At 72.0% G+C, this 25,675-nt stretch carries 18 protein-coding genes and 1 other RNA gene; 11 read left to right on the top strand and 8 right to left on the bottom strand.

All coding sequences use genetic code 11. The features are described 5' to 3' along the window. Positions 1-57: 57 nt before the first annotated feature. The 3 genes from LL239_RS14985 to LL239_RS14975 are packed head-to-tail and all read right to left on the bottom strand — an operon-like array spanning position 58 to position 4,547. Positions 58-2,394: a transglutaminase TgpA family protein gene (locus LL239_RS14985; RefSeq protein ID WP_228164246.1), complete on the bottom strand. Its 2,337-nt coding sequence runs from the start codon at positions 2,392-2,394 to the stop codon at positions 58-60. Beyond that, entirely contained in the window at positions 2,381-3,625 is a 1,245-nt protein-coding gene (locus LL239_RS14980) for a DUF58 domain-containing protein (RefSeq protein WP_228164245.1), read from the bottom strand. Before LL239_RS14980 ends, LL239_RS14985 begins: the two co-directional genes overlap by 14 nt. Positions 3,626-3,632: 7 nt before the next feature. Next, positions 3,633-4,547 (bottom strand): AAA family ATPase, encoded by a 915-nt coding sequence (locus tag LL239_RS14975; RefSeq protein WP_228164299.1) that lies wholly within the window; start codon positions 4,545-4,547, stop codon positions 3,633-3,635. A 297-nt stretch (positions 4,548-4,844) separates the two neighbouring features. Between LL239_RS14975 and LL239_RS14970 the strand changes: the two genes are divergently transcribed. Beyond that, positions 4,845-5,753: an ROK family protein gene (locus LL239_RS14970; RefSeq protein ID WP_228164244.1), complete on the top strand. Its 909-nt coding sequence runs from the start codon at positions 4,845-4,847 to the stop codon at positions 5,751-5,753. Positions 5,754-5,765: 12 nt separating this feature from the next. Here LL239_RS14970 and LL239_RS14965 read toward each other — a convergent pair whose 3' ends face one another. Genes LL239_RS14965 through LL239_RS14955 form a run of 3 tightly spaced genes read right to left on the bottom strand, consistent with a single transcriptional unit; the run spans position 5,766 to position 9,784 of the window. After that, positions 5,766-6,260 carry a hypothetical protein gene (locus tag LL239_RS14965; RefSeq protein WP_228164243.1) on the bottom strand — a complete coding sequence of 165 codons (495 nt, stop codon included), beginning with the start codon at positions 6,258-6,260 and terminating at the stop codon, positions 5,766-5,768. 7 nt (positions 6,261-6,267) lie between these two features. Then, on the bottom strand, positions 6,268-8,268 hold the full coding sequence (locus LL239_RS14960; protein ID WP_228164242.1) for a primary-amine oxidase: 2,001 nt from the start codon (positions 8,266-8,268) through the stop codon (positions 6,268-6,270). Positions 8,269-8,308: 40 nt separating this feature from the next. Continuing rightward, complete coding sequence (locus tag LL239_RS14955) at positions 8,309-9,784, bottom strand: APC family permease (RefSeq protein WP_228164241.1); 1,476 nt, start codon at positions 9,782-9,784, stop codon at positions 8,309-8,311. A gap of 202 nt (positions 9,785-9,986) precedes the next feature. Here LL239_RS14955 and LL239_RS14950 point away from each other — a divergent pair, with 202 nt between their 5' ends. Both LL239_RS14950 and LL239_RS14945 read left to right on the top strand, forming a co-directional pair. Continuing rightward, the gene (locus LL239_RS14950; protein ID WP_228164240.1) at positions 9,987-11,474 is read left to right on the top strand and encodes an APC family permease; all 1,488 of its coding nucleotides are present in this window, start codon (positions 9,987-9,989) and stop codon (positions 11,472-11,474) included. Then, complete coding sequence (locus tag LL239_RS14945; protein WP_228164239.1) at positions 11,467-12,153, top strand: helix-turn-helix domain-containing protein; 687 nt, start codon at positions 11,467-11,469, stop codon at positions 12,151-12,153. Before LL239_RS14950 ends, LL239_RS14945 begins: the two co-directional genes overlap by 8 nt. 7 nt (positions 12,154-12,160) lie before the next feature. On the opposite strand, the gene LL239_RS14940 is transcribed toward LL239_RS14945, so the two are convergent. Both LL239_RS14940 and LL239_RS14935 read right to left on the bottom strand, forming a co-directional pair. After that, positions 12,161-13,147 (bottom strand): PDR/VanB family oxidoreductase, encoded by a 987-nt coding sequence (locus LL239_RS14940; protein WP_228164238.1) that lies wholly within the window; start codon positions 13,145-13,147, stop codon positions 12,161-12,163. Then, complete coding sequence (locus LL239_RS14935) at positions 13,148-14,239, bottom strand: aromatic ring-hydroxylating dioxygenase subunit alpha (RefSeq protein WP_228164237.1); 1,092 nt, start codon at positions 14,237-14,239, stop codon at positions 13,148-13,150. A gap of 53 nt (positions 14,240-14,292) precedes the next feature. Here LL239_RS14935 and LL239_RS14930 point away from each other — a divergent pair, with 53 nt between their 5' ends. The 8 genes from LL239_RS14930 to recR all read left to right on the top strand — a co-directional run bounded on the left by LL239_RS14930 (position 14,293) and on the right by recR (position 25,671). Then, on the top strand, positions 14,293-14,925 hold the full coding sequence (locus LL239_RS14930; protein ID WP_308218588.1) for a PadR family transcriptional regulator: 633 nt from the start codon (positions 14,293-14,295) through the stop codon (positions 14,923-14,925). 154 nt (positions 14,926-15,079) lie between these two features. Then, positions 15,080-15,176: signal recognition particle sRNA small type (gene ffs, locus LL239_RS14925), an RNA gene on the top strand. Between the two features lie 131 nt (positions 15,177-15,307). After that, a complete protein-coding gene (gene pta / locus LL239_RS14920; protein ID WP_228164236.1) occupies positions 15,308-17,443 on the top strand; it encodes a phosphate acetyltransferase in 2,136 nt (711 codons plus the stop codon). Next, entirely contained in the window at positions 17,440-18,669 is a 1,230-nt protein-coding gene (locus LL239_RS14915; RefSeq protein WP_228164235.1) for an acetate/propionate family kinase, read from the top strand. Before pta ends, LL239_RS14915 begins: the two co-directional genes overlap by 4 nt. Before the next feature lie 86 nt (positions 18,670-18,755). Further along, positions 18,756-19,490, top strand: a complete 735-nt coding sequence (locus tag LL239_RS14910) for an HAD family hydrolase (RefSeq protein ID WP_228164234.1) — start codon at positions 18,756-18,758, stop codon at positions 19,488-19,490. 52 nt (positions 19,491-19,542) lie between these two features. After that, positions 19,543-22,074, top strand: a complete 2,532-nt coding sequence (locus tag LL239_RS14905; RefSeq protein ID WP_228164233.1) for a glycoside hydrolase family 65 protein — start codon at positions 19,543-19,545, stop codon at positions 22,072-22,074. Between the two features lie 217 nt (positions 22,075-22,291). Continuing rightward, positions 22,292-25,078, top strand: a complete 2,787-nt coding sequence (locus LL239_RS14900; protein ID WP_228164232.1) for a DNA polymerase III subunit gamma and tau — start codon at positions 22,292-22,294, stop codon at positions 25,076-25,078. After that, positions 25,078-25,671, top strand: coding sequence for a recombination mediator RecR (recR, locus tag LL239_RS14895; protein ID WP_228164231.1), 594 nt, complete (start codon positions 25,078-25,080; stop codon positions 25,669-25,671). The genes LL239_RS14900 and recR overlap by 1 nt, the downstream gene beginning before the upstream one ends. The last annotated feature ends 4 nt before the right edge of the window (positions 25,672-25,675 follow it).

Below are 25,675 nucleotides of genomic sequence, written 5' to 3'. Positions count from 1 at the left end.
AGATCGTCGCCCCCGTCCCACCGGACGGGGGCGACGTTCTATCCGGGCCGGTGCACGTCAGCCGACCGTCTCGGGCGTGGCCACCTGCGCCGGGTCCTCGCGCATCGCCAGCGAGCGGGGCAGGACGACGGCGATCACCCGGCGTCCCGGTGTCGCCGCGGCGCGGAGGCGGGCGCGGATACGACCCACCGCGTCGAGCAACGCGGGCCCGTGATCGGCCCCGCCGCCGTCCTCGGCGTAGACGGCGCGCTCCAGCGCGTCGCGGAGCAGCCCGATGTCGTCCGCGTCGACGCCGTGGGTCTCGGCGAGGCGTGCGGCGAACGCACGCGGCGACTCTGCGGCGGGGGCCCGGATGCCGAGGTCCACCGCCTCCGCCCGTATCTCCGTCCACGCCGCGACGGCGTCACCGGCGCGGATGCGCGGGGTGCGGGAACGTCGGCGCCCGGCCCGCAGCGCCGCCGGCGTCGCGGCGATGAGCAGCAGGATCACCGCGCCGACGGTCAGCAGCACGCCGGCGGGATTCTGTCCGTTCTCGGTCGCGGCGCCGGAGGCCGCGGTTCCGGGGCCGTCCTGGTCGTCGAGCTGCGGAGCATCGGTCTGAGAGGCTCCGGGGGTGGCGGCATCCTGCTGCTGCGGGGTGTCCACCGCGCCGGTGGATCCCCCCGTGTCGCCGGAGGCGAAGGTCGTCGGGACACCCAGGCTGTTCGTCGGTTCGAACGGCACCCAGCCGATGCCCTGGAAGTACACCTCCGGCCACGCGTGCAGCTGGCTGGAGGTGACGGTGTACTCGATGCGGCCCTCCTGTTCGACCGACCCGGACCGTGTTCCGGGCAGGTAGCCGACCACGATGCGCGCGGGCATGTCCAGGGTGCGCGCCATGACGGCGAACGCGGAGGCGAAGTGCACGCAGTAGCCCGTGCGCTCGTCCAGGAAGCGGGCGATGGCATCCGTTCCGGCCCCGTCGAAGCCGGCGTCGACGGGGGCGTCCAGCGAGTAGCGGAACTGGCTGCTGCGGAACCACGTCTGCAGGTCGATGAGCGCGTCGTACGGGGACTGCGCGCCGGCGGTCACGGAGCGCGCCGTCTCGCCGATGATGGCCGGGACGTCGGGCGGAAGCGCCCGCACCGCATCGCCCAGTCCATCCCCGCCCACGGGCCGCGCTCGGATCTGCTCGAGCGTCGGGCGCGGCACGAGGGCCTGGGCCTGATACTCCTGGTTCCGTGACGACCCGGAGCGCGACACGATCGTGCGGTTCTCGGGCATGCCGAGCCATTCGCCCTCCAGGCCCGTGACCGTCGACGCGGGATAGGGGACAGGCAGCCACGGGCTGTCGAGGTCACCGACGGTGACGGTCGTGGTCCAGTCCGCCAGGGCGATGTCGCCGTCGACCGCAACGGGGTCGAAGACGGGCGCGTCACCGCGCACGCCGACGGTGTCGCCGGTGTCGGGCTGCCAGACCGCGCCGTCGAATCGCGAGAGCGTGACCGCACGCAGGTACGGCGCCGACGGGCCCGTCGTGCTGACGGTGAGCACGTCGATCTCGCGCGGCTGCCGGAGATCGTTGCCGAGTTCGAGGTTCGGGTTGATCGTCGTGCCGAATCCCGCGCCGGTGCCCGAGGCGAACCGCAGCCCGGGCTGAGGCAGCAGCGGCACGGCCACCAGCGTGACCAGGACCGACACCGCGGCGATGCCGATCGCGGTTGCCGACGCGCCCCAGATCCGTGCGCCGACGAGCCGCGACCCTGCGCCCGCGCGGGTGGTGTCGGCGCGCGTGGTGCCTGCGTGCGTGCGCGCGCGGACGTCCATGCGCAGGAGGAAGAGCACGGCGGCGGCCAGAGCGAGGACCGCCGGGACGTCCACGGCGGCGGGGATGGCGATGGTGGGGATGAGCGAGACGGCCACGAGGCCGACACCGGCCAGGAGCGGCATCCGGGCGGTGAGGACGACGTGGTCGAGCACGACGGCGAGACCGGCCACCGCGGCCACGAGGACGAACGCCAGTCCGGAGGCGGGGACGACCGGCGCGACCCCCACGCGGATCTCTTCGGATGCCGCCGCGAACAGGCCCGGAACGGAGGCGATCGTCGTCGGGGTGGGGATGAGGCCCAGCAACGCCGTCGACCGTCCGAACATCACCGTCAGGAGCACGACGACGACGACGAGCTCGACCACGGTGGCCACGACGGCGGGAAGCCGGAGGAACCGCACCATGAGTCCCGAGACCAGCACCGCGGCGGCCGCCGCGTACGCTCCCGCCGTCCACGGGCCGGCCGCGATCACCGAGAACACCGGCACGAGCGCCGCCACGACACCCGCGAAGATGCCGACCGAGAGCAGTGCCAGGTCGCGCCGGCGTCGTGCCGGCCGTGACTCGGCCCGCTCAGGCGCCGACACGGGCGTCCTCCGGCCGTGTCGTGTCGGCCCAGGCGTGCGCGACGTCGCCGCCCGGGCGCAGCGTCGTCGCGTGCCACCCCGTCGCCGTGCGGGTGTCAAGGCCGTCGGCGTCGGACACCGCGATCAGCACGGCCATGGTCGAGCGCGGCGCGGCCGCGCGCAGCGCGAGGACGTCGTCCTCGTGCAGGCGCCCGGTGACGACCACGACGGGGCCGGCCGACGCGGCCGCGGACGCGGGCACGACACGGCGGGACGGTGCGTCGGCGCGGGCGCGCACGGTCGCCAACGACGCCGCGAGCGCGCGGGCCTCGGCATCCTCTCCGCCGTCGACCGGTTCGGCGAGCAGCTCGCCGTCGCTGTCGACCACGTCGACCGTGTACCCCTCGTGCACCAGGCGAGCCACCACCGAGACGCACGCCGACACAGCCGTCTCGAACGCGCGGTCACCGCCCGGAGCGTCGGCGGCCGCCGGAGACCAGCGCGAGAGGGCGCGATCGAGCACCACGGTGGCGGCGGGGCTGGACTCCTGCTCCTCCTGACGCACCATGAGCGTGTCCCGGTGAGCGGTCGCCCGCCAGTGGATGCGTCGCATCGAATCGCCCGGCGCGTAGGGCCGCGCGACGAGGTTGTCCGCCCCCTGGCCCAGCTGCAAGGCCGCGCTCTGCCGCGTGCCCCCGGCCTCGCCGGGTGAGGAGGGAAGGGGACCGAGCTCGACGATCGTCGGCGCGACGGTCACCTCGGTCGCCCTCCCGACGCCGAAACGGCGCCGGATCAGCCCGAACGGGTCGGTCGTTGACACCCGCAGCGGCCCGACGGCGTACGTTCCCCGGACGACGCCGCGCACCTCGTACCGCAGGCGCACCGGTGCTCCCGTGCGGCGCAGGGTCGACGCGGCGGCGGGGAACCCGCCCTCCGCCCGCCCGCGGAGCCCGGTCGGCAGGTCGTCGGACCAGCGACCGGGAAGGGTCGGCAGCGCCGTGCGCACGCGCACCGACAAGCGGACCTCGGCGAGTCCGCCCACTTCTGCCACCTCGGGCGACACCGTGCGCACGACCTCGCCCGATGCCCGGACGAAGAGCGCGCTCGCCGCGGCGCACACGACCAGCGCCAGCATCAGGACGCCGAAGTACATCAGTTCGGGGATCGCGGCCCGCTGAGCCACCACGAGGGCGATCGCCGCGAGGGCGAGCGCGCCCGTGCCGCGCAGGGTCAGCGGCCAGCGCTCTCTCACGGCGTGCTCACGCTCGCTGGGTCAGCGGGACGCGCACGCTCGCCGCGATCCGCTCGAGGGCGTCGGCCACCACGACGGCGCCCGCGCGTCCTCCGGCCGCCGACCGGTTCGCGATGATCCGGTGCGCGAACACGGGGGACAGGAGCGCGGTGAGGTCGTCGGGGATGACGTACGCGCGGCCGTCGAGCGCCGCGCGCACCTTGGCCGCGCGGACGAGCTGCAGGGTCGCGCGGGGGCTGGCGCCCAGACGGATGTCGGGGTGGCTGCGCGTGGCCTGCGCCAGCGCGACGGCGTACTCCTCGAGCGCCGGGGCCACGTGCACCCCGCGGGCCCACGCGATCATCGCCGTGACCTGCCGCGCCGACACCACCGGGGTGAGCGCGTCGAGCGGATTGATGGTGTCGCGCTGGCGGAGCATGAGCGTCTCGGCCTCGGCGTCCGGGTACCCCATCGAGATCCGCAGCAGGAAGCGGTCGCGCTGCGCCTCGGGAAGGGCGTACGTCCCCTCCATCTCGAACGGGTTCTGCGTCGCCACGACGAGGAAGGGGGAGGGGAGCACGTGCGTGCGGCCGTCCACGGTGACCTGGCGCTCCTCCATCGCCTCCAGCAGCGACGACTGCGTCTTGGGTGAGGAGCGGTTGATCTCGTCGGCGATGACGATGTGCGCGAACACCGCGCCCGGGGTGAACTCGAACTGCCGTTGGACGGGGTTGAACACCGACACACCGGTGATGTCACCGGGAAGCAGATCCGGAGTGAATTGGATGCGGCGGACATCGGCGTCGATCGTCGCCGCCAGCGCGCGGGCGAGCACGGTCTTGCCGACGCCGGGCACGTCCTCGATCAGCAGGTGCCCCTCGGCGAGCAGGGCGATGAGGGCGCTGCGCACGGCGTCGGGCTTGCCATCGATCACGCGCGACATGGACGCGGTGATCCGTCCGGTGAGGCGGGCGAAGGATTCGGCATCCAGCGACTCGTCGGCCTCCGTGCGCGGCGGCTGCAGATCGGGTCGGCGCAGCCGCGGGCCCGCCTCGGGCGTCACCGTCTCGTCCATGGCATCCCTCGTGTCGCACTGCGGCGGTGGAGCGTCGGGCCGCCGTGACCTGATCGTAACCTGCACCGACCGGCCCGGGGCCGGAACACGGCAGGTGCTCAGGTGCCGCACTCGCGCCCGCCGGCCCTAGGATCAGGCATCGTCGCCCGACCCGAGGAGAAACGCATGTCCCTTTCCGCACCCGTGCTCGCCGTCGACATCGGGGGAACGAAGGTGGATGCCGCCGTCGTCACGGCCGACGGAGAGGTGGTGCGCGCGAGCGTGACGCGCCGCCCGACCGGCCGCGACAACACGCGCGAAGGGATCGCCGGAAACATCCGCGCCGCGGCCGAGGGGGCGCTCGCGGCGGTGCCGGGCGTACGCGTCGAGGCGGTCGGCGTCGGCAGCGCCGGTCCGGTAGATCTGCCCGCGCGGTCCGTGTCGCCCCTGAACCTCCCCGAGGCGCAGGGACTGGTGATCGACGATGTGCTGAGCGGGCTCGTGGACGGACCGCTCACCCTCGCCCTGGACGGCACGTGCATCGCGCTGGCGGAGCACTGGCGCGGAGCCCTGGTCGGGTACCAGAACGCGATGGCGATCGTGGTGTCCACCGGCGTCGGCGGCGGGCTGGTCCTCGACGGCAAGCCGATCAGCGGCGCTTCGGGCAACGCCGGCCACCTCGGGCAGACGTTCGTCCGCACGATCGAGGACGACGCCGCCGCCGCGACCCTCGAAGCCGTGGCCGCCGGCCCGGGCTCGGTCGCCTGGGCGCGCGAGCAGGGGTGGACGGGCCAGACGGGCCTCGACCTCGCGGCCTCCTATCGCGCGGGGGAGGCGATCGCCGTCGCCGCCGTGCGCCGCTCGGCCGTCGCGGTCGGTCAGGCGATCGCGGCGGCCGCCACCCTGTGCGATCTCGAGGCCGTCGCCATCGCCGGCGGCTTCGCGAAGGTCGCCGACGACTACGTCGACCAGGTGCGCGCCGCGGCGCATGCCGCGGCGCAGCACGCCTACGCCCGCCGGTGCCGCATCGTGCCCTCGGGTCTCGACGGCGACGGGCCGCTGCTGGGCGCGGCCGCGCTCGCGCTGCGAGCGTGACACCGCGCGACGTCAGAGGAGGGCCGCGGCCATGAGCACCACTGACGCGCCCATGGCGCTGATCTGGAGGCGGTCCACGCGCGCACGCATGCGACGTATCAACGCCGCCGACACGACCGCATAGGCTCCCGAACCGACCAGGAGCACCGGGGCGAGCGCGATCCCGTGCGCGTGTCCGGCCGCCGGTGCGTGCGCCGTCATCACCAGCGAGAGCGCCGCCATCACCACCAGGCCGAGGGCGGTGTGCAGTGTCATCGCCACCGGGACGCGGGGCGCCCGGTGCCGCCGCGGTCGCCGCACCATCGCCAGCACCAGCGCCGCGAGGATCAGCAGCGCCGACCAGTACACGGGGGCCAGCAGGCCGGACAGCGCTGTGTCGAGCATCGCCAGCAGCATGAGCACCGAGGCGACGACCTCGGGCGGCCGCACCCGGGCGCGATCGGCGGCCAGACAGCACGTTCCGATCGCGGCGGGGGCGACCGCCCACAGGTGGAGCGCCTCGCTCATCGGGCGCTCAGTGGTGGCCGCCGTCGTGGCCGTGGTGCCCGTGTCCGTGGTCGTGCGCGTGACCGCCGGGGGCCGGCGCGCAGTGCGCGCTCTCGGGCGCGGGCACGTTCAGCACCGGGTTGCGCTCGAAGAAGTTGTACGGCTTCAGCGTGAACTTGGCGTAGTCCATCGGCATCACCGGCCAATCCTCGTTGCGCGGGAAGTGGGTGAGACCGAACGTGTGCCACAGCACGACGTCCTCGCCCACGAGCGGCTCATCGCCCGAGATGAAGTCCGGGATGCCGGCCCCGCCCGGGTGCTGGTTCACGAAGTCGCCGGCCGCATAGCGCTCGGCCGGGTCGTACTTCGTGACGAAGAGGTTCTTCGTCGCGAAGGCGGCGCGGGCCGCGATCGAGGACGTCTCGTCGGCCAGCAGCACGGGCGTCTCGGTCGGGAACAGCACGTACGAAGTGGCCTGGCCCCGCTCGGTGGTCTTCTCGGTCGATGCGATCTGCCACACCCGGTTCACGGCGCCGTCCGCGACCCGGCCCGAGACCTTCTCCGACGTGATCGGCGTGACCTTCTTCGTGAAGGCGTTGCCGGCGGGGTTGGTGGGCGAGGTCGGCAGGCGCACCGCGTCGATCTCGTTGACGACGTTCGCGACGCCGTCGACGGTCATGTCCAGCCGGGCCGAGAACAGGTGCTGGTGGTACGGCGCGCCGAGCCCCGGCGCGACCTCGGAGGCGAAGGGGTAGTCCTCGCCCGGGTAGGCGGAGGTGAACAGGATGCCGGTGAGCTTGGCCTCGCACTCGATGGTGCCGTCGAGGTAGAGGTACCAGTAGAAGCCGTAGTCGTAGTTGCCGACCGTGGTGAAGAAGGAGATGACGAGCCGACGGGCACGACGGACCTCGCTGGAGCCGGTGAAGATGTCGGTGTGCTTCCACAGGGAGCCGAAGTCCTCCTCGTGCATGCAGACCGCGTTGCGGATGGTCCGCGGCATCCCGTTCTCGTCCGACAGCACGGCGTCGACGTAGGTGATGTCGCCGACGCAGTCGCATCCCAGTTCCAGCTCGTTCGTGTAGCGGCCGAAGAGGTACTCGCCGGTGTCGAAGTAGTTCTGCCAGAAGCGGTTCGGCGCGGGGTCGGCGTAGGGCACGACCATCTCGCTGATCGACCCGCGATACATCACAGGGCGCCCGGCGAAGGAGAGCTGGCGCAGGATCAGGCCCTCGCGGGTGTCGAACCCGATGCGCAGGTCCCACTCGCCCCAGGTGACGTGCTCGTCGTCCACGGTGAAGCTCGAGCCCTCGGGCTGGGTGATGACGATGGGCTTCAGGCCCTCCAACGGCGGCCCCTGCAGCTCGGGGTCGTCGAAGTTGCCGTGGGTCTCCGGCACCGTGAACCCGGGGGTGTCGACGATCTCGATCACGGCGCGCGCGGCGACGTCGATGTAGGCGGTCAGGCCGTCGACGGGGTGGGCCCAAGGGTGGTCGGCGGGGTGGTCCTGGCGGAACGCGAAGGTACGCAGGATGCGGCGGCCCACCTCGTTCTCGTACCCGTAGTGCCCGGCCGACAACGGCACGAGCACGACGTCCTCGGGCGTCAGCCCGCGGGCGGCCAGCGCGGCGACCCACGCGGCGCTCTCGTTCGCGATGACGCCGACCTCCTCGAACTCGGCATCGAGGATGGGCAGCTGTCCCTCCGACCCGTCGAGTTCGTCGCGTCGCAGGACGGCTCCCGTGGCGAGGGAGACGACCAGGTCGAGCGAGTGCGCGGTGCGCAGGTTCAGCAGCTGGACGCGCGCGCGACGCTCGGGAGCGGCGGCTTCTCCGCGCTCCCACGCGAGCACCTCGCCCTTGGGGGCCTCCTCGAGACCGACGTAGGCGAAGCGGGTCGCCTCGTCGACGCCGTCGAGCCCCGCGACGATCGTGCGGACGGCGGTGATCTCCGCGGCGGTGAGGGATCCGAGCGGATGGGCGGGGGCATCCGGTGCGACGAAAGCGGAAACGGTGGGATCGGTGAGGGTCATGGTGTCTCTCTCGGTGGAGCGGATGGGGGAAGGGGAGGGGTCAACCGGCGATGGCGTCGGTGAGCTTGGCGTAGGCGGCGGGGCGCCGCCGGCGGATCCACGCGGCCTGCGCGTAGCCGAGGAGGGGGAACAGCGCCACGAGGGCGAGCAGCCCGGCGCTCACGGCGCCGAAGACCGGTGTCCCCTCCGCGTCGACGTCGCCGACCATGATCGGGAAGTAGACGACGATGATCACGGCCGAGGCCAGGAGGCCGACGAAGCCGAGCGCGGGGGCGATGACGGTGTTCCAGACCCGCCGGTCGGCCCGGTTGCGGGCGAAGTAGACGATCACCGCGATCGAGGTGGCGGCCATGAGGACCGCGATCGCGAGGGTCGCGACCCCCGCGAACCAGGTGAACACCTGCAGCAGCGGGTCGAGGTTCAGCACGGCGAACACGGCCGTGAGGATCACCGCGGTGGCCGTCTGGGCGATCGACGAGGCGTGCGGGGACAGGTGGCGTGCGTGCACACCGCCCAGGCGGTCCGGCAGCACACCGGCGGTGGCCATCGCGTGCTGGTAGCGGGTGAGGACGTTGTGGAACGACAGCACGCACGCGAACATCGAGGTCAGCAGCAGGACGTTGACGATGATCTCCCCGACGCTTCCGAGGTAGATCGCGACGGTGCGGAGCATCAGCGTCCCGGGGTCCTCCGCGGCCGCCGCGAGCACGCCGTCCGGGCCCCACGCCATGACCAGGCCCCACGAGGCGAGCGTGTAGAAGACGCCGATGCCGATCACGGCGACGTAGGTGGCACGGGGGATCGTGCGGTCCGGGTCGCGCGCCTCGTCGCGGAAGATCGCCGTGGCCTCGAACCCGATGAACGCCGCGATCGCGAACATCAGGCCCACGCCGGGCGACCCGCTCAGCACGTTCGCGGGCTCGAACGGCGCGGCGCTCAGGCCCTCCGGACCGCCGTCGAACACGACGGCCGCGACGAGCGCGAGCACGATCGCCACCTCGGCGACGAGGAGGACGCCGAGCACCTTGCTCGAGAGGTCGATGTGGCGGTAGCCCAGGATGCCGACGAGCCCCACGACCGCGAGCGCGTAGAGCCACCACGCGAGGTCGGGTCCGCCGAGCGAGACGACGGTGATCTCCAGCAGGTAGCCGATGTAGCCGTACACCGAGACCTGGATGGTCGTGTACGTGAGCATCGCCGTCCACGCGGCGGCGAGTCCGGACGGACGGCCGAGGCCGTACCCGATGTAGGTGAAGAACGCGCCCGGCCGCGGGACGTGCCGCGTCATCGCGGCGAGCCCGACCGAGAACAGCAGGAGGATCACAGCGCTGATCGCGTACAGCGTCGGGAAGCCCGCGCCGTTTCCGATCAGGATGCCGAGGGGTGCGGCGCCCCCGACGACGGTGAGCGGCGAGGCGGCGGCGACCACCATGAAGACGATCGCCGTGACGCCCAGGGAGCCGCGCAGGGTCCGCGAGGGTGCGGCCGCGGTGCCCTTCGATTCGAGCTGGGTCATGTCGGAGCCTTTCGGTTGCGGGTGTGCATCCGAGGGTCCTCTCGCGTCGTTGCCCGATCGTGTAGGGGGCGTGAAAGACCTCGACAGCGGACTGAGACGCCCGCGTGTCCGCGTCTCAGTCGCGGACACGCACACGAAACATCGGTGTCGCGCCGGTGCAACGGCCCGGGCGTACGGTCGCTGCGAGCACTCGGGGAGCACCATGACCGCACTTGCCCGCGCCATCGCCCGGCCCACGCCCGTCGCCGGATTCGGCGCGCGATCTCCTTTGCACGGACTCGAACGCCGCAGCATCGGTGTCTTCGATCTCGCCGCCCAGTCCGTCGCCGCGGTCGCTCCCGCGGCAGCTGCCACGACGGTCGTGCTCCTCGTGGCCGGGGTGGCTCCGGGGGCCGTGGTGGCCGCCATCGTCGCCGCCGGGGTTCTGAGCTTCGGGGTCGCGCGCACCGTGTCGCAGTTCGCGCGCCGGTTCGCCGCCGCCGGCGCGCTGTACACCTACACCGCGCGCGGGCTGGGCGAGCGGGCGGGGCTGGCCGCGGGAGCGGCGATCGTGGTCGGCTACGGCGCCATCGCGATGTTCGCGCTCCTCGGGGGCGCGTACTACCTGAGCTATCTCCTCGCGGCGGCCTGGCCCGGCCTCGACGGGTGGGCGACGGTGACGATGACGCTGCTGGGGGAGGTCGTGTTCGTCGCGATCGTCCTGGTCGCCGGCATCCGTCTGTCCGCTCGGGTGGCGCTCGTGGTCGAGGCCATCTCGGTCGCGCTCATCCTCGCCCTGCTGTCGGTGCTGCTCGTCCTGATCGGCCCGGCCGATGTGGTCGCGTCTCTCAGTCCCGGGCCCACCGACCCCGTGGCGCTTGCGGCGGGCGCCGTCGTGGCGCTGACGGCGTTCGTCGGTTTCGAGTCGGCCGCGACCCTCGGTGTGGAATCGGTCGCGCCCCTGCGCAACGTGCCCCGCGCGATCATGGGCACCGTCGTGATCAGCGGGGCGGTGTATGTCCTGGCGGCGGTCACGCAGGCCGCCGGTTTCCGTGCGTTGGGCCTGGACCTGGCCGCGAGCGCCTCGCCGGTGAACGACCTGGCGAGCGCGTTCGGGCTGGGCCCGTGGGGCGTGGCCGCCGACATCGGGATCGCGGCGTCGTTCCTGGCATGCGCCATCGGCACGCTGACCGCGTTGGTTCGGGTGCTCTTCGCGATGAGCCGCGACGGGGTGCTTCCGGCGCGGCTGGGGCGGACGCATCCTCGCCTGCGCACGCCGATCGCCGCGATCCTGGCGGCGCTGCCCGTGGTCGGGGGCGTGCCCGTCGTGCTGGCGATCGTCGGGGCGGATCTGCGCGAGGCGATGCAGGCGACCCTCGCCGTCGGGGCGACCGGGTACATCGTCGCCTACGTTCTGGTGTGCGTCGCAGCGCCCGTGTTCCTGCGCCGGATCGGCGAGTTCACGGCCGGCCCCGCTGTCGCCGCCGGTGTCTCGGCTGTCGCTCTGACCGCTGCGCTGGTGGCGTTCCTCGTCGTCGGCTCCGATCTCGTGGGGCTCGTGTCCGTCGCAGGGGCGGGCCTGGTCGCAGGGGTGCTGATCGCCGTCGTCGCCGCGCGCCCGCGCGAGCGCCCGATCGGCGCGTACGACGAGCCGGTCGCCGCACAGGTGCTCGGTGGAGTCGCACCGCCGGGTCGGCGGACCGATGCCTGAACCGCCGGGCCTCGCCGCCCGCCAGCCGGGAGCCGTCCGATCGGCGCTGGCGGTGCTCGAGGCCGTGGCCCATCTGGGCGCCGGCGTCAGCGCCCAGCGCATCTCAACCGAGCTGGGGCTCGCGCGGGCGACCACCTACCGCCTCCTCAACCTCCTGGTGGAGGACGAGTACCTGGTCCGCACCCCCGATCTGTCGGGCTTCGCGCTCGGCGCTCGCGTCGCGCAGCTCGTCGGCGTGACCGCGCCCGCCCGGCTCCCGGCGGCGGCCCGGACGCTGCTGGCGGAGGCGCGGCGGACCATTCGCGGTGGCGTGCACGTCGTGCTCTTCGTGGAGGGACGCCTCGTCGTCCTCGACGCGGACCCGGATTTCCCGTTGTCGGACGCCGCGCGCCTCGCTCGCGAACCCGCCCGCTACGCGCTGGGGCGGATGCTGCTGTGCGCCGAGGGACAGGCTCCGGATGCCTCCGTGGCGGCGGACCTGCAGCGGTTCGGGGTCACGCGTCAGTGCGGCGAGCTGACACCGACCACGGGATGCCTGGCCCTGCCTCTCCGCGACGACCGCGGTGTCACTGTCGGCGCGGTCGGGTTCTCGGGTGCCCGCCACCGCGTCGAAGACCCGGCGGAGCTCATCGGCGCGCTCGAGCCGACCGTGCGGGCCCTCGCCCCGCTGGTGGTGTGACCCGGGATCAGGTCGGCAGGATGGTGACGACCCCCGTGGTGCCGCCGGTGGGAGCCACCACGCGCGAGACGCAGCAGCACATCCTGGTGCTCGCGTCGCGCTGACGCTCGCTGTAGAACACGTCGCGATGATCGATGTCTCCGTCGAGAGCGGCGACCCGCACCTCGCAGAGCCCGCATTCGCCCTTGCGGCAGTCGTACAGGAGATCGGCACCCGCGGCCTCGAGCGCTTCCAGCATCGACTGGTTCGGGGGCACGACGGTTTCCAGCCCGAGGGAGGGGATCCGGACGGTGAACGGTTGCGGATCGTGCCAGCCGCTGTTGCCGAACGTCTCGGTGCGCAGGTCGGCCGGCGGAAGACCCGCCTCGATCCACGCCCGACGCACGGCATCCATGAGTCGGATCGGTCCGCAGACGTACATCTCGGTGCCCGGCTCGATGGAGGCGACCAGCTGCGGCACCGAGATCGACGTCCCCTCGTCGCGGACGTGCACGCGCAGGCGATCCCCGTGCCGTTCGCGGAGATCATCGAGGTAGGCCATGAGCGACCGGCTGCGCCCCAGGTAGAGCATGCGGTAGTCGGCGCCGACGGTGCGCAGTCGTTCGGCCATACCCGCCAGGGCGGTGATGCCGATCCCGCCGGCCAGCAGCACGTACCGGCGGGCCCCCAGACGCAGCGGGAAGTCGTTCAGCGGCTGCGTCATCTCCACCCGGTCCCTCGGCCGGAGCGCGTTCATCACCGCGGCGCCACCGCGACTCACCGGGGAGGTGTAGACGCTGAGCGCCACCCGTGCGCCATCGGATGTGGCATCCACGATGGAGTACGAGCGCCTCTCGACCTTGCCCGCGATCGGTAGGCGCAGGTCGAGGTGGGCTCCGGGCTCCACCCGGACGGGGGAGTCGACGTCGATCTCGACCCGCCGGATCTCGGGGGTGAGGTCGCGGGCGGCCGCGACCGTGCCCCTCTGCCAGACCTCGCTGTGTGCGACAGCCATTCAGCCCACCGCCGCGGGGGTGCGCTCGCGGCCCTCGGCGGCGAGCATGCGCTCGAGGAGCCGTCGGACCCACATGCCGCCGGCGTCGATGTTCAGGCTGTAGAACTCGTAGTCGGGGTTGGCGTCGATGGCCGCCTGCTGCGCACGCAGCATCGCCTCGTCCTCGCCGAACACCCCGTGCACGCCCTCGCGCAGCTGAGTGGTGATGAGCTGGCTGTCGAGGCGGTAGTTGCGCTGGAACGACCAGAAGTAGTGGCTCGTGCGATCGGTCTCCGGGGTGATGGTGTTCATCACGTAGCCGTTGACGCCCTGGGACCGGTCGCCCTCCGGGGCGCCGGTGCCCGCTCGCGCCACTCCCACGTCGATGCAGATCGTCGAGGGTGCCTCGAAGTGGATGATCTGCCAGCGGTCGACGCGGCCGGTGAAACCGGGGAACTTGTCGCGCATGTTCTTCAACCAGAACGGCGGCGGCTCGATGTCGCGCATCCATCGCTCCACCGTGACGGTGGTCTCGGTGTGGGTGGTGATGAACTCGGACTCGCTGAGTTCTTTCTGCCCGATGCTGCTGGAATGGACGAATTCCTCGTGGCTGAGGTCCATCAGGTTGTCGAGGATGAGCTGGTAGTTGCACGGGGCGTGGATCGTCAGGCCGTCACCGGTCCAGTCCGGGTGCGTCATCTGGTGCATGTCCGGGATGCGATCGGGGTCCGCCAGGGTGGGGTCGCCCACCCACACCCACACGTACCGGTAGCGATCCACGACCGGGAACGACGGCACCAGGGCACTGGGATTGATGGTCTCCTGGGCGGGCATCGAGGTGCAGCGGCCGCGGGGGTCGTAGGTGATGCCGTGGTACGGGCAGCGGATGTCGCCGGGGCCGACGAGCGTGCCCTGCGACAGCGGGACCAGCCGGTGCCAGCACGCGTCGGCCAATGCCACGGCGGTGCCGTCCTCGGTGCGGTAGAGCGCGAGGGGGCGTCCGGCCACGGTGCGGGCGAGGATGCGCGTGCGGTTCACCTCGTGGTCCCACGCCGCGACGTACCACGCGTTGCGGGGGTGATCGAGCAGCTTCGCCGCCGTCGTCTCGGTCATGGGACCTCCTCGTCCTCAATAACTATCTATATAGATATCGGCAGGAAGTTATCGTGGGCGGACGCACCGACGCAAGAGGGGATGCCGCGATGAGCCTGCGCTACGCGCTGTTGGCGCTGCTGACCGCCCAGCCGATGACCGGGTACGACCTCGCCAAGGCCTTCCATGGCTCCGTCGGGCACGTCTGGCACGCTCCCGACTCGCAGATCTACCCCGAGCTCAAGCGCATGGTCGCCGACGGGCTCCTCCGCGACGAAGCCGTCCCCTGGGGTGCGGCCACGACCAAGACGCTGTACACGATCACCGATGACGGCGTCGACGACCTGCGCCGGTGGATGGAGCGGCCCGTCGCCTACGGGGCGGACCGCGATCCCGCCCTCCTTCGGGCGGCCTACTTCGAGTGGGCCGATCCGGATGCCGCTCGCCGCCGTCTCCGCGAGCACATCGACCACTTCCGCATGCGCCGCGGTCTGTGGCAGGCGCAGCTGGAGGCGATCCGCAACCGCACCCACCCCACCGTGGCGCGGCGTCTGGAGACGGACACCCTGCACGACCCCGAAGCGATCGTGGCGTTCAAGGTGTTCGCCTACGAGGGGTTCGTCGCACGCGCGGACCACGAGATCGCTTGGGCCGAACGCGGTCTCGCGCTCATCGACGCGCTCGAAGGCCGCTCCGAGAAGCGGTAGGGCCGTGGGGATCGGCGAGCCCCCTGCCCGGACTCGCCGACTTCCGCGCGCCGTCCCGGCAGGCTCCGGCACCCCGTCGCCCGACCGACGCAGTGGACGGACCCTCCCTGAACGGCCGTCGGCTCGCGAAGGAGCGCGTGTCGGGTAGACTCGAGTCGGCTCTCCGCGTGGCGGCATCCAGGCCAACTCCCCCAGGACGGAAACGTAGCAAGGGTAACCAGGCTCTACCGGGTGCGCGGAGGGTCTTTTTTCATGCCCGCGGCCGGGAGTGCAGCGTCGATCTCCGAGACGGGGGAGGAGCCGCGCGTGCGCGCGGCCTCTGATCGCTCGACGCCGAGGCAACCCCGGTGCGCCGTCGGCGGTCCCGCATAGGGTGGACGGCGTGACGCAGAGCATCTACATCACGTCGGCCGAGGGGCACTCGGGCAAGTCCACGGTGGCGCTGGGTGTCCTCGACGCCTTGAGCCGCGTCACCCCGCGCGTCGGCGTCTTCCGACCCATCGCGCGGTCGACGGCCGAGCGCGACTACGTGCTCGAGATGCTGCTGGACCACGACGGCGTTGACCTCGAGTACGACGAGTGCGTCGGCGTGACCTACGACGACGTCCGCGACGACCCCGACGCCGCTCTCGGGCGGATCGTCGAGCGGTACAAGGCCGTCGAGGCCCAGTGCGACGCGGTCGTGGTCATCGGCAGCGACTACACCGACGTCGGCAGTCCCGCCGAGCTGGCGTACAACGCCCGGATCGCGGCGAACCTCGGCGCCCCCGTCCTCCTCGTCCTGGGCGGTCGCGCCCAGCAGGGTCAGGGCGAGACCCTCGGCCTCTCGTTGGCCCGGACCCCGCAGGAGGTCGGGCAGATCGCCGCGCTGGCCATGCCCGAGCTGCTGCACGAACGCGCCGAGGTCTTCGCCGTCGTCGTCAACCGTGCCGACCCCGACCGGCTCGACGACATCGTCGGCTCGGTCCGGCACGTCGTCGAGGCGGCGGGCGCTCCCCGCGGCCGCACCGTGCCGGTGTGGGCCCTCCCCGAGGACCGCTTCCTCATCGCCCCGTCGATGCGCGGGGTGTTGAGGTCGGTCGAGGGCGAGCTCATCAAGGGCGACCCCGAGCTGCTGACCCGCGAGGTGCTCGGCGTCGTGGTGGCCGGCATGTCCATGGTGAACGTGTTGCCGCGGCTGCAGGAGTCGGCGGTCATCGTCATCCCCGCCGATCGCACCGAGGTGCTGCTCGCGACGCTGCTGGCCAACGCCTCGGGCACCTTCCCGTCGCTCGCGGGTGTCGTGCTCAACGGAGGGTTCGAGCTCCCCGACGCGATCGTGCGCCTGATCGACGGCCTCGGCTCGTCGCTGCCCATCATCGCCACCGACCTCGGCACCTACGACACCGCGGTGCGCATCATGAACACGCGCGGGCGTCTCGCCGCGGACTCGCAGCGCCGGTACGACACCGCCCTGGCGATGTTCGAGAGACACGTCGACACCGAGATGCTCACCCGCGAGCTCGGCGTCGCGCGCCCGAGCGTGGTCACCCCGTTGATGTTCGAATACGGTCTCGTCGACCGCGCGCGCAGCGACCGGCGTCGCATCGTGCTGCCCGAGGGCAACGATGACCGGGTCCTGCGCGCCGCGGCGACCGTGCTCGCCCGCGGCATCGCCGATCTGACGATCCTCGGCGAGCCCATCGAGGTGCGCGGACGCGCGATCGAGCTGGGCATCGACATCCGCGACGCCGAGGTGCTGAGCCCGTTCGACGCCGTGCACGTCGACAAGTTCGCCACCGAGTACGCGCGCCTGCGAGCCCACAAGGGCGTGACCTACGCCCAAGCCGCCGACACCGTGACCGACGTGTCGTACTTCGGCACGCTCATGGTGCACCTGGGTCTCGCCGACGGCATGGTCTCGGGCGCCGCGCACACCACGGCGCACACGATCCGCCCGGCGTTCGAGATCATCAAGACCGCGCCGGGCGTCTCGGTCGTCTCGAGCGTGTTCCTGATGGCCCTCGCCGATCGCGTGCTCGTCTACGGCGACTGCGCGGTGATCCCCGACCCCACCAGCGAACAGCTGGCCGACATCGCGATCTCCTCGGCCGCGACCGCCGAGCAGTTCGGCATCGAGCCCCGCGTCGCGATGCTGTCGTACTCGACGGGCGAGTCCGGCACCGGCGCCGACGTCGAGAAGGTGCGCGCGGCGACCGCCCTCGTGCGCGAGCGTGCACCCCGACTGCTCGTCGAGGGACCGATCCAGTACGACGCCGCGGCCGACGCCGCCGTCGCCAAGGCCAAGATGCCCGGCTCCGAGGTCGCCGGGCGGGCGACGGTGTTCGTCTTCCCCGACCTGAACACCGGCAACAACACCTACAAGGCGGTCCAGCGCTCGGCGGGGGCCGTGGCGATCGGCCCGGTGCTGCAGGGCCTGAACAAGCCCATCAACGACCTGTCGCGCGGCGCCCTCGTCGACGACATCGTCAACACGATCGCGATCACCGCGATCCAGGCCCAGGGGAGCGCCTCATGAGCGTCGTTCTGGTCGTCAACAGCGGCTCGTCGTCCTTCAAGTACCAGCTGCTCGACATGCAGGACGAGCGTGTGCTCGCCTCGGGTCTCGTGGAGCGCATCGGTGAGCCTATGGGGTCGGCGAAGCACACGGTCGTCGGGGCGCTGACTGACCCGGACGGTCCGGCTCCCGCGGTCACGGATGCCACCTCCACCCTGGAACGCGAGATCCCCGATCACACGGCCGGGTTCGCCGTCATGCTCGAGGCCTTCGCGGCACACGGCCCCTCGCTCGACGAGCGCCCGCCCATCGCGGTCGGGCACCGTGTGGTCCACGGCGGCGCCCGGTTCTTCGCGCCGACCCTGGTGACCCCCCTCGTCGAGATCAACATCGACGAGCTCTCCGTGCTCGCGCCGCTGCACAACCCGGCGAACCTCGCCGGGATCGTGGCGGCGAAGAAGGTGTTCCCCGACGTGCCGCACGTCGCGGTGTTCGACACCGCGTTCCACCAGTCGCTCGCCCCGGCCGCCTACACGTACGCCATCGATCGCGGGATCGCCGAGGCGCACCGCATCCGTCGCTACGGCTTCCACGGCACGAGCCACAAGTTCGTGAGCGAGTCCGCGGCAGCGTTCCTCGGCCGCCCTCTCACCGAGCTGCGCCAGATCGTGTTCCACCTCGGCAACGGCGCGTCGGCCACGGCCATCGAGGGCGGGCGCTCGGTCGAGACGTCGATGGGTCTGACCCCGCTCGAGGGTCTCGTCATGGGAACGCGCTCCGGAGACCTGGACCCCGCCGTGCTGCTGCAGCTCGCCCGCCGTGCCGATCTGTCGATCGCCGACCTCGACGCGCTGCTGAACAAGCGCTCGGGTCTGGTCGGTCTCGCCGGCGTCTCCGACATGCGCGACCTCACCGCACGGTGCGACGCCGGTGACCCCGACGCGCAGCTCGCCTTCGATGTCTACATCCACCGGCTCCGCGCCTATGCGGGGGCCTACCTCGCGCAGCTCGGCGGCGTCGACGTCATCTCGTTCACCGCGGGCGTCGGCGAGAACGCGGCGCGCGTGCGCGCCGAGGCCGTCGCGACCCTCGGCTTCGCCGGTGTCGAGCTCGACCCCGAGCGCAACGAGGCGCGGGGGAGCGGCATCCGTCGGATCTCCTCCGACGCCTCGCGCGTCGAGGTGCTCGTCGTCCCGACCAACGAAGAACTTGAGATCGCCCGACAGACGCTGTCGGTCGCCTCCTGACCCCGCCGCGCAGCCCCACGCGCCACTACGCTGGGAGAGCGGCGCACCGTCGTGTCCGCGCGTCCCGCCCGCGATCTGGAGCACCCGTGACCGACAGCCGTGACCTGCCCGATCTGACCTCCTACGACGCCGTCCTGTTCGACCTCGACGGCGTGCTCACCCCCACCGCAGAAGTGCACATGCGCGCGTGGAAAGAGATGTTCGACGAGCTGTTCGCCGCGTGGGACATCCAGCCGCCCTACACCGACCGCGACTACTTCGATCACGTCGACGGCAAGAAGCGCTACGACGGGGTGGCGAGTCTGCTGCGCAGCCGCGATGTCGAGGTGCCGTGGGGCGACCCCTCCGACGACCCGTCGACGGACACGGTGTGCGGGGTCGGCAATCGCAAGAACGTCGTGTTCTCACGCATCCTCCGCGCCGAGGGCATCGCGCCCTACCCGGGCTCGGTGGCCCTGCTCGACGTGCTGCAGGCTGCGGGAACGCCGATCGCCGTGGTGTCCAGCTCCAAGAACGCCGTCGAGGTGCTCGAGGCCGCCGGTATCCGCGACCGCTTCCCCGTCGTGATGGACGGCGTCGTCGCCGAGCGCGATCACCTGGCATCCAAGCCTGCGCCCGACGTCTTCGCCGAGGCCGCCCGCATGCTGGCTGTGGATCCTGCCCGTTCGGCCGCGGTCGAAGACGCCACCAGCGGCGTCGCCTCGGCATCCGGTGCGGGCTTCGGACTCGTCGTGGGTGTCGACCGCGGCGCGGGAGCGGACGAGCTCGTCGCCGCCGGAGCCGACGTGGTCGTCGACGACCTGCAGGCGTTCGTAGACTGAGCCGTCGCCCCGCGCGACTGACCCGAAACCCGGCACCGGAAGGCATGCCCCGATGATCGATCGCGATCGTTTCCCCATCGACGAGTGGCGCCTCGTCGAGACCGAGTTCTCGGCCGACGACACCGGCGTCACCGAGACGCTCTTCGCCGTCGGCAACGGCTACCTGGGGTTGCGTGGCAACTCCATCGAGGGTCGCTTCGCCCATGAGCAGGGCACCTTCATCAACGGGTTCCACGAGACTTTCCCGATCCGGCACGCCGAGCAGGCCTACGGCTTCGCCGAGGTGGGGCAGACGATCATCAACGCCCCGGATGCCAAGGTCATGCGCGTCTACGTCGACGACGAGCCGCTCTCTCTCGACGTCGCCGATGTCCGCGAGTACGAGCGCGTCCTCGACATGCGCCAGGGCATCCTGCGCCGGACCCTCCTGTGGGTCACCCCGTCCGGCAAGGAGGTGCGCATCGAGGACGAGCGGTTCGTGTCGTTCGATGAGAAGCACCTCGCGGTGCTGCGCCTGACGGTGACGGTGCTCAACTCCGACGCCCCCGTCACGGTGGCGTGCCAGCTGCTGAACCGGCAGGACGGCGAGGGCATCTACGGCGGATCGCCCATGGCATCCAAGTCCTCCGGCTTCGATCCCCGCAAGACCGAGAAGCTCACCGACCGTGTCCTGCAACCGCGCGAGTACTGGCAGGACGGCGAGCGTTCGGCGCTGTCATACGAGGTGACCGAGTCGGGCATGACGCTTGCCGTGGTCGCCGACCACGAGGTCGACACGGCGAACGAGTACACGTCGCGCCAGCTGATCGAGCCCGACATCGCCAAGAACGTCTTCCGCGTGCAGGCGCGCGCCGGCGTGCCCACGACGATCACCAAGCTCGTCAGCTATCACACCTCTCGCGGGGTCCCCGCCGGCGAGCTCGTCGACCGGTGCCGCCGCACCCTCGACCGCGCGCGCACCGTCGGCGTCGGCGAGCTCGTCGACCGTCAGATCGCCTGGTTCGCGGCATTCTGGGATCGATCCGACGTCCGCATCGGCGGCCAGGCCGACCTGCAGCAGGCCACGCGCTGGTGCCTGTTCCAACTGGCGCAGGCCGCCGCCCGCGCCGACGGTCAGGGCGTGCCCGCCAAGGGCGTCACCGGCTCGGGGTACAGCGGTCACTACTTCTGGGACACGGAGGTGTACGTGTTGCCGTTCCTGGCCTACACGACGCCGCAGTGGGCCCGGAACGCGCTGCGGATGCGGTACCTCATGCTGCCGGCGGCCCGCAAGCGCGCGCACCAGCTCAACGAGGCCGGCGCCCTCTTCCCGTGGCGCACGATCAACGGCGAGGAGGCCTCCGCCTACTACGCCGCCGGTACCGCCCAGTACCACATCAACGCCGACGTCGCCTTCGCGCTGGCGAAGTACGTCCGCGCCACGGGCGACGAGGAGTTCCTCGCCCGCGAGGGAGTCGACATCGCCGTGGACACGGCGCGTCTGTGGTCGACGCTGGGGTTCTGGCGTTCCAGCGACAGCGCCGACGACGGCGAACAGGACTCGTTCCACATCCACGGCGTCACCGGGCCGGACGAGTACACCACCGTCGTCAACGACAACCTCTTCACCAACGTCATGGCGCGCTTCAACCTGCGCTTCGCCGCCCGTACGGTGCGCGACCTCGCCGAGAACGACCCCGAGGCCTATGGCCGTATGGCCGACCGGATGAACCTCGACCCCTCCGAGCCCGACCGCTGGGAGATGGCGGCCGAGGCCATGCACATCCCGTTCAGCCCGGCCCTCGGCATCCATCCCCAGGACGCGGTGTTCCTGGAGCGCGAGATCTGGGACCTGGAGAACACCCCGCCCGACCAGCGCCCGCTCCTGCTGCACTTCCACCCGCTGGTCATCTACCGGTACCAGGTGCTGAAGCAGGCCGACGTCGTGCTCGCGCTTTTCCTGCAGGGCAATCACTTCACGGATGCCGAGAAGCTCGCCGACTTCGAGTACTACGACCCGCTCACCACGGGCGACTCGACGCTGTCGGCGGTCGTGCAGTCGATCCTGGCTGCCGAGGTCGGATACCAGGACCTCGCGCTGGAGTACTTCCGCCAGGCCGCGTTCGTCGACCTCGGCGACCTGCACCACAACGCCTCCGATGGCGTGCACGTGGCGTCCGCCGGCGGCGTGTGGACCGCGCTGGTCAGCGGCTTCGGCGGCATGCGCGACCACTTCGGCAGGCTGACGTTCGACCCTCGCCTGCCCGCCGACTGGCCGGAGCTGTCGTACGTGCTGCACTGGCACGGCACGCGCCTGAACGTCACGCTCACCGCCGCCGCGCTGACGCTGCACGCCGGCGACGAGGGCGAGCCGGTCGAGTTCGCGGTGCGCGGGGTGGACTACACGGTCTCGCCGGGCGAGAGCGTCCGCGTCGCACTGCACGGGCAGGGCCCGATCATCCCGGGGCGCCCGTCGATCCGCCAGCTCGAGGGGTCGGTCCGCGAGGACGGCACGCTGCTCTCGGCGTCGGTGCCGATCGTCACCGCGGCCATCCCCCTGGTCTCCAGCGACGACGAGCCCGTGTCGGTCGGGCTCGACGCCTGATCCCGCTCCCCGACGCGGCGGCGCCCCGCGGGGTGCCGCCGCGTTCGGCGTTCGGGACCGGAACGCGTTCGGGGAGGCACGCTGCTCCGTGACGCGAGAAGGGCGTTCCGGGCAGGACCGGCCCGTTTCCGTGGCGTCCCCTGATCTGACGGCGGGGTGAGGGGTGACGGGGGAGCGCGACCGACGCGATGTCGGTGGCACGCCGTAGGCTGGAGGAGTGACGACAGCCCTGTACCGCCGCTACCGCCCGCAGGCGTTCGGCGAGATGATCGGGCAGTCGCAGGTGACCGAGCCGCTGATGACCGCCCTCCGCAGTGATCGGGTGGGGCACGCCTACCTCTTCTCGGGTCCGCGCGGCTGCGGCAAGACCACCTCGGCCCGGATTCTCGCCCGCTGCCTCAACTGCGCCCAGGGGCCCACCGACACCCCGTGCGGAGAATGCGACAGCTGCGTCGAGCTCGGCCGCGGCGGCGGGGGGTCGCTCGACGTGGTCGAGATCGACGCCGCCAGCCACAACGGCGTCGATGACGCCCGCGACCTGCGCGAGCGCGCGATCTTCGCCCCGGCGCGCGATCGCTTCAAGATCTTCATCCTCGATGAGGCGCACATGGTGACGCAGCAGGGCTTCAACGCCCTGCTCAAGCTGGTCGAAGAGCCCCCGGCGCACGTGAAGTTCATCTTCGCCACGACCGAGCCCGAGAAGGTGCTCGGCACCATCCGCTCGCGCACCCACCACTACCCGTTCCGGCTGGTGCCGCCGGCCGCGATGCTCGAATACGTGCAGGAGCTGTGCGAGAGCGAGGGTGTCGCCGTCGAGGCGGGCGTGCTTCCGCTCGTCGTCCGCGCGGGCAGCGGGTCGCCGCGCGACACGCTCTCCCTGCTCGATCAGCTCATCGCCGGCTCCGATCGCGATGCCGAAGACCACGTGCTCGTGAACTACGAGCGCGCCGTCGCCCTGTTGGGATACACGCACTCCGAACTGCTCGACGAGGTCGTCGACGCCTTCGCCGCGCTCGACGGTGCCGGTGCCTTCGCGGCCGTCGACCGCGTCGTGCAGACGGGGCAGGATCCGCGCCGCTTCGTCGACGACCTTCTCGAGCGTCTGCGCGATCTCATCGTCGTGGCGGCCACCGGAGCGGGCGCCTCGGCGGTGCTGCGCGGCGTTCCCGACGACGAGCTCGAGCGCATGGCCCGCCAGGCGACGGCCTTCGGCGTGGCCCGGCTGTCGCGGACGGCCGACCTCGTCGTCGCGGCGCTCGACGAGATGACCGGGGCCACCTCGCCGCGCCTGCAGTTGGAGTTGCTCGTCGCGCGCGTGCTCACGCATGCGGGGGTGTCCCAGGGCGTCTCACCCGCGGCGGCTTCGGCGCACGCGACCGAGCACGCCACGGCGCCGGCTCCTACGCCTGCCGCCCCGGCCCGTTCGTCCGGCGCTGCCGCGGCGACCCCGGGCGTCGCGAACCCCGGTGTGGCGAACCCCGGTGTGGCGAACCCCGGTGTCGGGAACCCCGGTGTCGCGAACCCCGGTGTGGCGAACCCCGGTGTCGCGAACCCCGGTGTGGCGAACCCCGCTGTCGCGAACCCTGGCGGGACGGCGCCGGGACGTGTCTCCGCGCCGGTCGCAGCTCCGAACGTGGCTCGGCCGGTCGTGTCACCGCCGGTCGCACCGCCGGCGTCCGGCTCGGCCGTCGCCTCGCCGGGCGCACCGGCCGTGGCCGCGCCGGGCGTACCCGCCGTTGAGGCGCCGGGTGCAGCCGCCGTCGAGGCGCCGTCCGCGGTCCGCGCGTCGCAGCCGGCCGCGCCGTCACCGCACACGCCCTCCGACGACGACGCCCCGCCCCCGTTCGACGACGACGATGCGCCGCCGCCGTTCGATGACGACGAGTCCGTTCGCGACAGCGGGCCCCGGTCTCACGCCGCGGAGACGACAGCTCTCCCGACCGCGACGACGGAACCCGCGGTCGCCGCGGCGTCCGCCCCCTCCGACCCGCACCCCTTCGACTCCGCGCCGACACCGGATGCCGTGACCGCCGACGGTGCGCCCGACGGTGTGTCCGCCCCGAGCGAGAGTGACGGCGCGACGGACAACACCCCTTCGCCCGGCGAGGCTGCGCCGCTCCAACCGGCAGCCCCGACGCCCCCCGTCGCGCCGGTCGGGCCGCTCGAGCTCTCCCACGTGCGCGACGCCTGGCCCGAAGTGCTCGGCCAGCTCGAAGCGGTGAGCCGCACATCCTGGCTGATCGTGTCGAACGCGTCCGTGCTCGCCTTCGACGACGACGTGCTCACCCTGGGCTTCCGCACCGGATCCGACCTCACGGCGTTCAAGACACGCTCCGCCGACGGCGGCCCCAGCGAAGACCTCCGCCAGGCGATCCAGTCGGTGCTGGGCATCCGGGTCAAGTACCTCGCACGTCTCGAGGGCGACGGCGGAGACGGCGGTTCCGGAGGGACGCCGCCGGGCGCGCCGGGATCGGGCCCCGACGGCGCACGTTCCCGGCAGCAGGGACCGGCTCCGCGCTCGACGGCCCCGTACGCCTCGGCGTCGGTCACCGACTGGGCGGTCGCCCCGATCCCGGGCGCGACGGCCGCCAGCGGCGCGGCACCCGGGGCAGCAGCCCCCGGCCCCGCCGGTGCGGTGAGCGCCGCCTCGCCCGTCTCGCCGGCGAACGCGTCCGGCGCGACCACCGCGCTCGCCGTCGACGACGAGCCCGAAGAGGCCGCCGCCCGGCCAGTGCCGCGCATCGCCCCACCGCCCTTCGAGGGCTCCGTGCTGCCGTCCTCCGACATCGCGCCTTCGGTTCCTGCTCCCGACGAGGTCGACGACGACGATGTGATCCCTCCCGCCGATGACGAGGCCGACCTGCCCGTTCCGCCGGTGGTGGTGCCGCGCATGGCCCCGTTGCGCGGGGGAGTGCAGCGTCACGGGGAGGCCGTGGTCCGCCAGATGCTCGGGGCGACCTACGTCCGCGACGAGCCCTACGAGCCCCCGACGAGGTTCAGCTGATGTACGACGGCATCGTCCAAGACCTCATCGATGAGTTCGGCCGACTCCCCGGCATCGGCCCGAAGTCTGCTCAGCGCATCGCGTTCCACATCTTGCAGTCGCCGACGTTCGACGTGTCTCGGCTCTCGACGCTGCTGGGTGAGATCCGCGACAAGGTGAAGTTCTGCGAGATCTGCGGAAACGTCTCCGAGCAGGACCGCTGCTCCATCTGCCGCGACCCGCGCCGGAACGCGACCCTGATCTGCGTCGTCGAAGACGCCAAAGACGTCGCCGCGATCGAGCGCACGCGCGAGTTCCGCGGGCTGTACCACGTGCTGGGGGGCGCGATCAGCCCGATCGCCGGCGTCGGTCCCGACGACCTGCGCATCACGCAGCTCATGCAACGCCTGGCCGACGGCACGGTGCAAGAGGTCATCCTCGCCACGAACCCCAACCTCGAGGGTGAGGCGACGGCGACGTACCTCAGCCGTCTGCTGCACACCCTCGAGATCCGCGTGACGCGCCTGGCATCCGGTCTCCCCGTCGGCGGCGACCTCGAGTACGCCGACGAAGTGACCCTCGGTCGGGCGTTCGAGGGGCGCCGGACGCTCTGACGGC

The organism is Microbacterium testaceum (assembly GCF_020781835.1).
GTDB classification, from domain to species: Bacteria; Actinomycetota; Actinomycetes; order Actinomycetales; family Microbacteriaceae; genus Microbacterium; species Microbacterium testaceum_H.
The sequence above is the reverse complement of the archived record's forward strand: the minus strand, read 5'-3'. Positions and strand labels throughout refer to the sequence as shown.

What these genes read in the sequence shown, in the direction of transcription:
- LL239_RS14940 (WP_228164238.1), bottom strand. Translation starts at nt 13,147, where the DNA reads ATGGCTGTCGCACACAGCGAGGTCTGGCAGAGGGGCACGGTCGCGGCC.
- LL239_RS14935 (WP_228164237.1), bottom strand. Translation starts at nt 14,239, where the DNA reads ATGACCGAGACGACGGCGGCGAAGCTGCTCGATCACCCCCGCAACGCG.
- recR (WP_228164231.1), top strand. Translation starts at nt 25,078, where the DNA reads ATGTACGACGGCATCGTCCAAGACCTCATCGATGAGTTCGGCCGACTC.
- LL239_RS14970 (WP_228164244.1), top strand. Translation starts at nt 4,845, where the DNA reads ATGTCCCTTTCCGCACCCGTGCTCGCCGTCGACATCGGGGGAACGAAG.
- LL239_RS14975 (WP_228164299.1), bottom strand. Translation starts at nt 4,547, where the DNA reads ATGTCGCGCGTGATCGATGGCAAGCCCGACGCCGTGCGCAGCGCCCTC.
- LL239_RS14915 (WP_228164235.1), top strand. Translation starts at nt 17,440, where the DNA reads ATGAGCGTCGTTCTGGTCGTCAACAGCGGCTCGTCGTCCTTCAAGTAC.
- LL239_RS14905 (WP_228164233.1), top strand. Translation starts at nt 19,543, where the DNA reads ATGATCGATCGCGATCGTTTCCCCATCGACGAGTGGCGCCTCGTCGAG.
- LL239_RS14955 (WP_228164241.1), bottom strand. Translation starts at nt 9,784, where the DNA reads ATGACCCAGCTCGAATCGAAGGGCACCGCGGCCGCACCCTCGCGGACC.
- LL239_RS14965 (WP_228164243.1), bottom strand. Translation starts at nt 6,260, where the DNA reads ATGAGCGAGGCGCTCCACCTGTGGGCGGTCGCCCCCGCCGCGATCGGA.
- LL239_RS14945 (WP_228164239.1), top strand. Translation starts at nt 11,467, where the DNA reads ATGCCTGAACCGCCGGGCCTCGCCGCCCGCCAGCCGGGAGCCGTCCGA.
- LL239_RS14950 (WP_228164240.1), top strand. Translation starts at nt 9,987, where the DNA reads ATGACCGCACTTGCCCGCGCCATCGCCCGGCCCACGCCCGTCGCCGGA.
- LL239_RS14960 (WP_228164242.1), bottom strand. Translation starts at nt 8,268, where the DNA reads ATGACCCTCACCGATCCCACCGTTTCCGCTTTCGTCGCACCGGATGCC.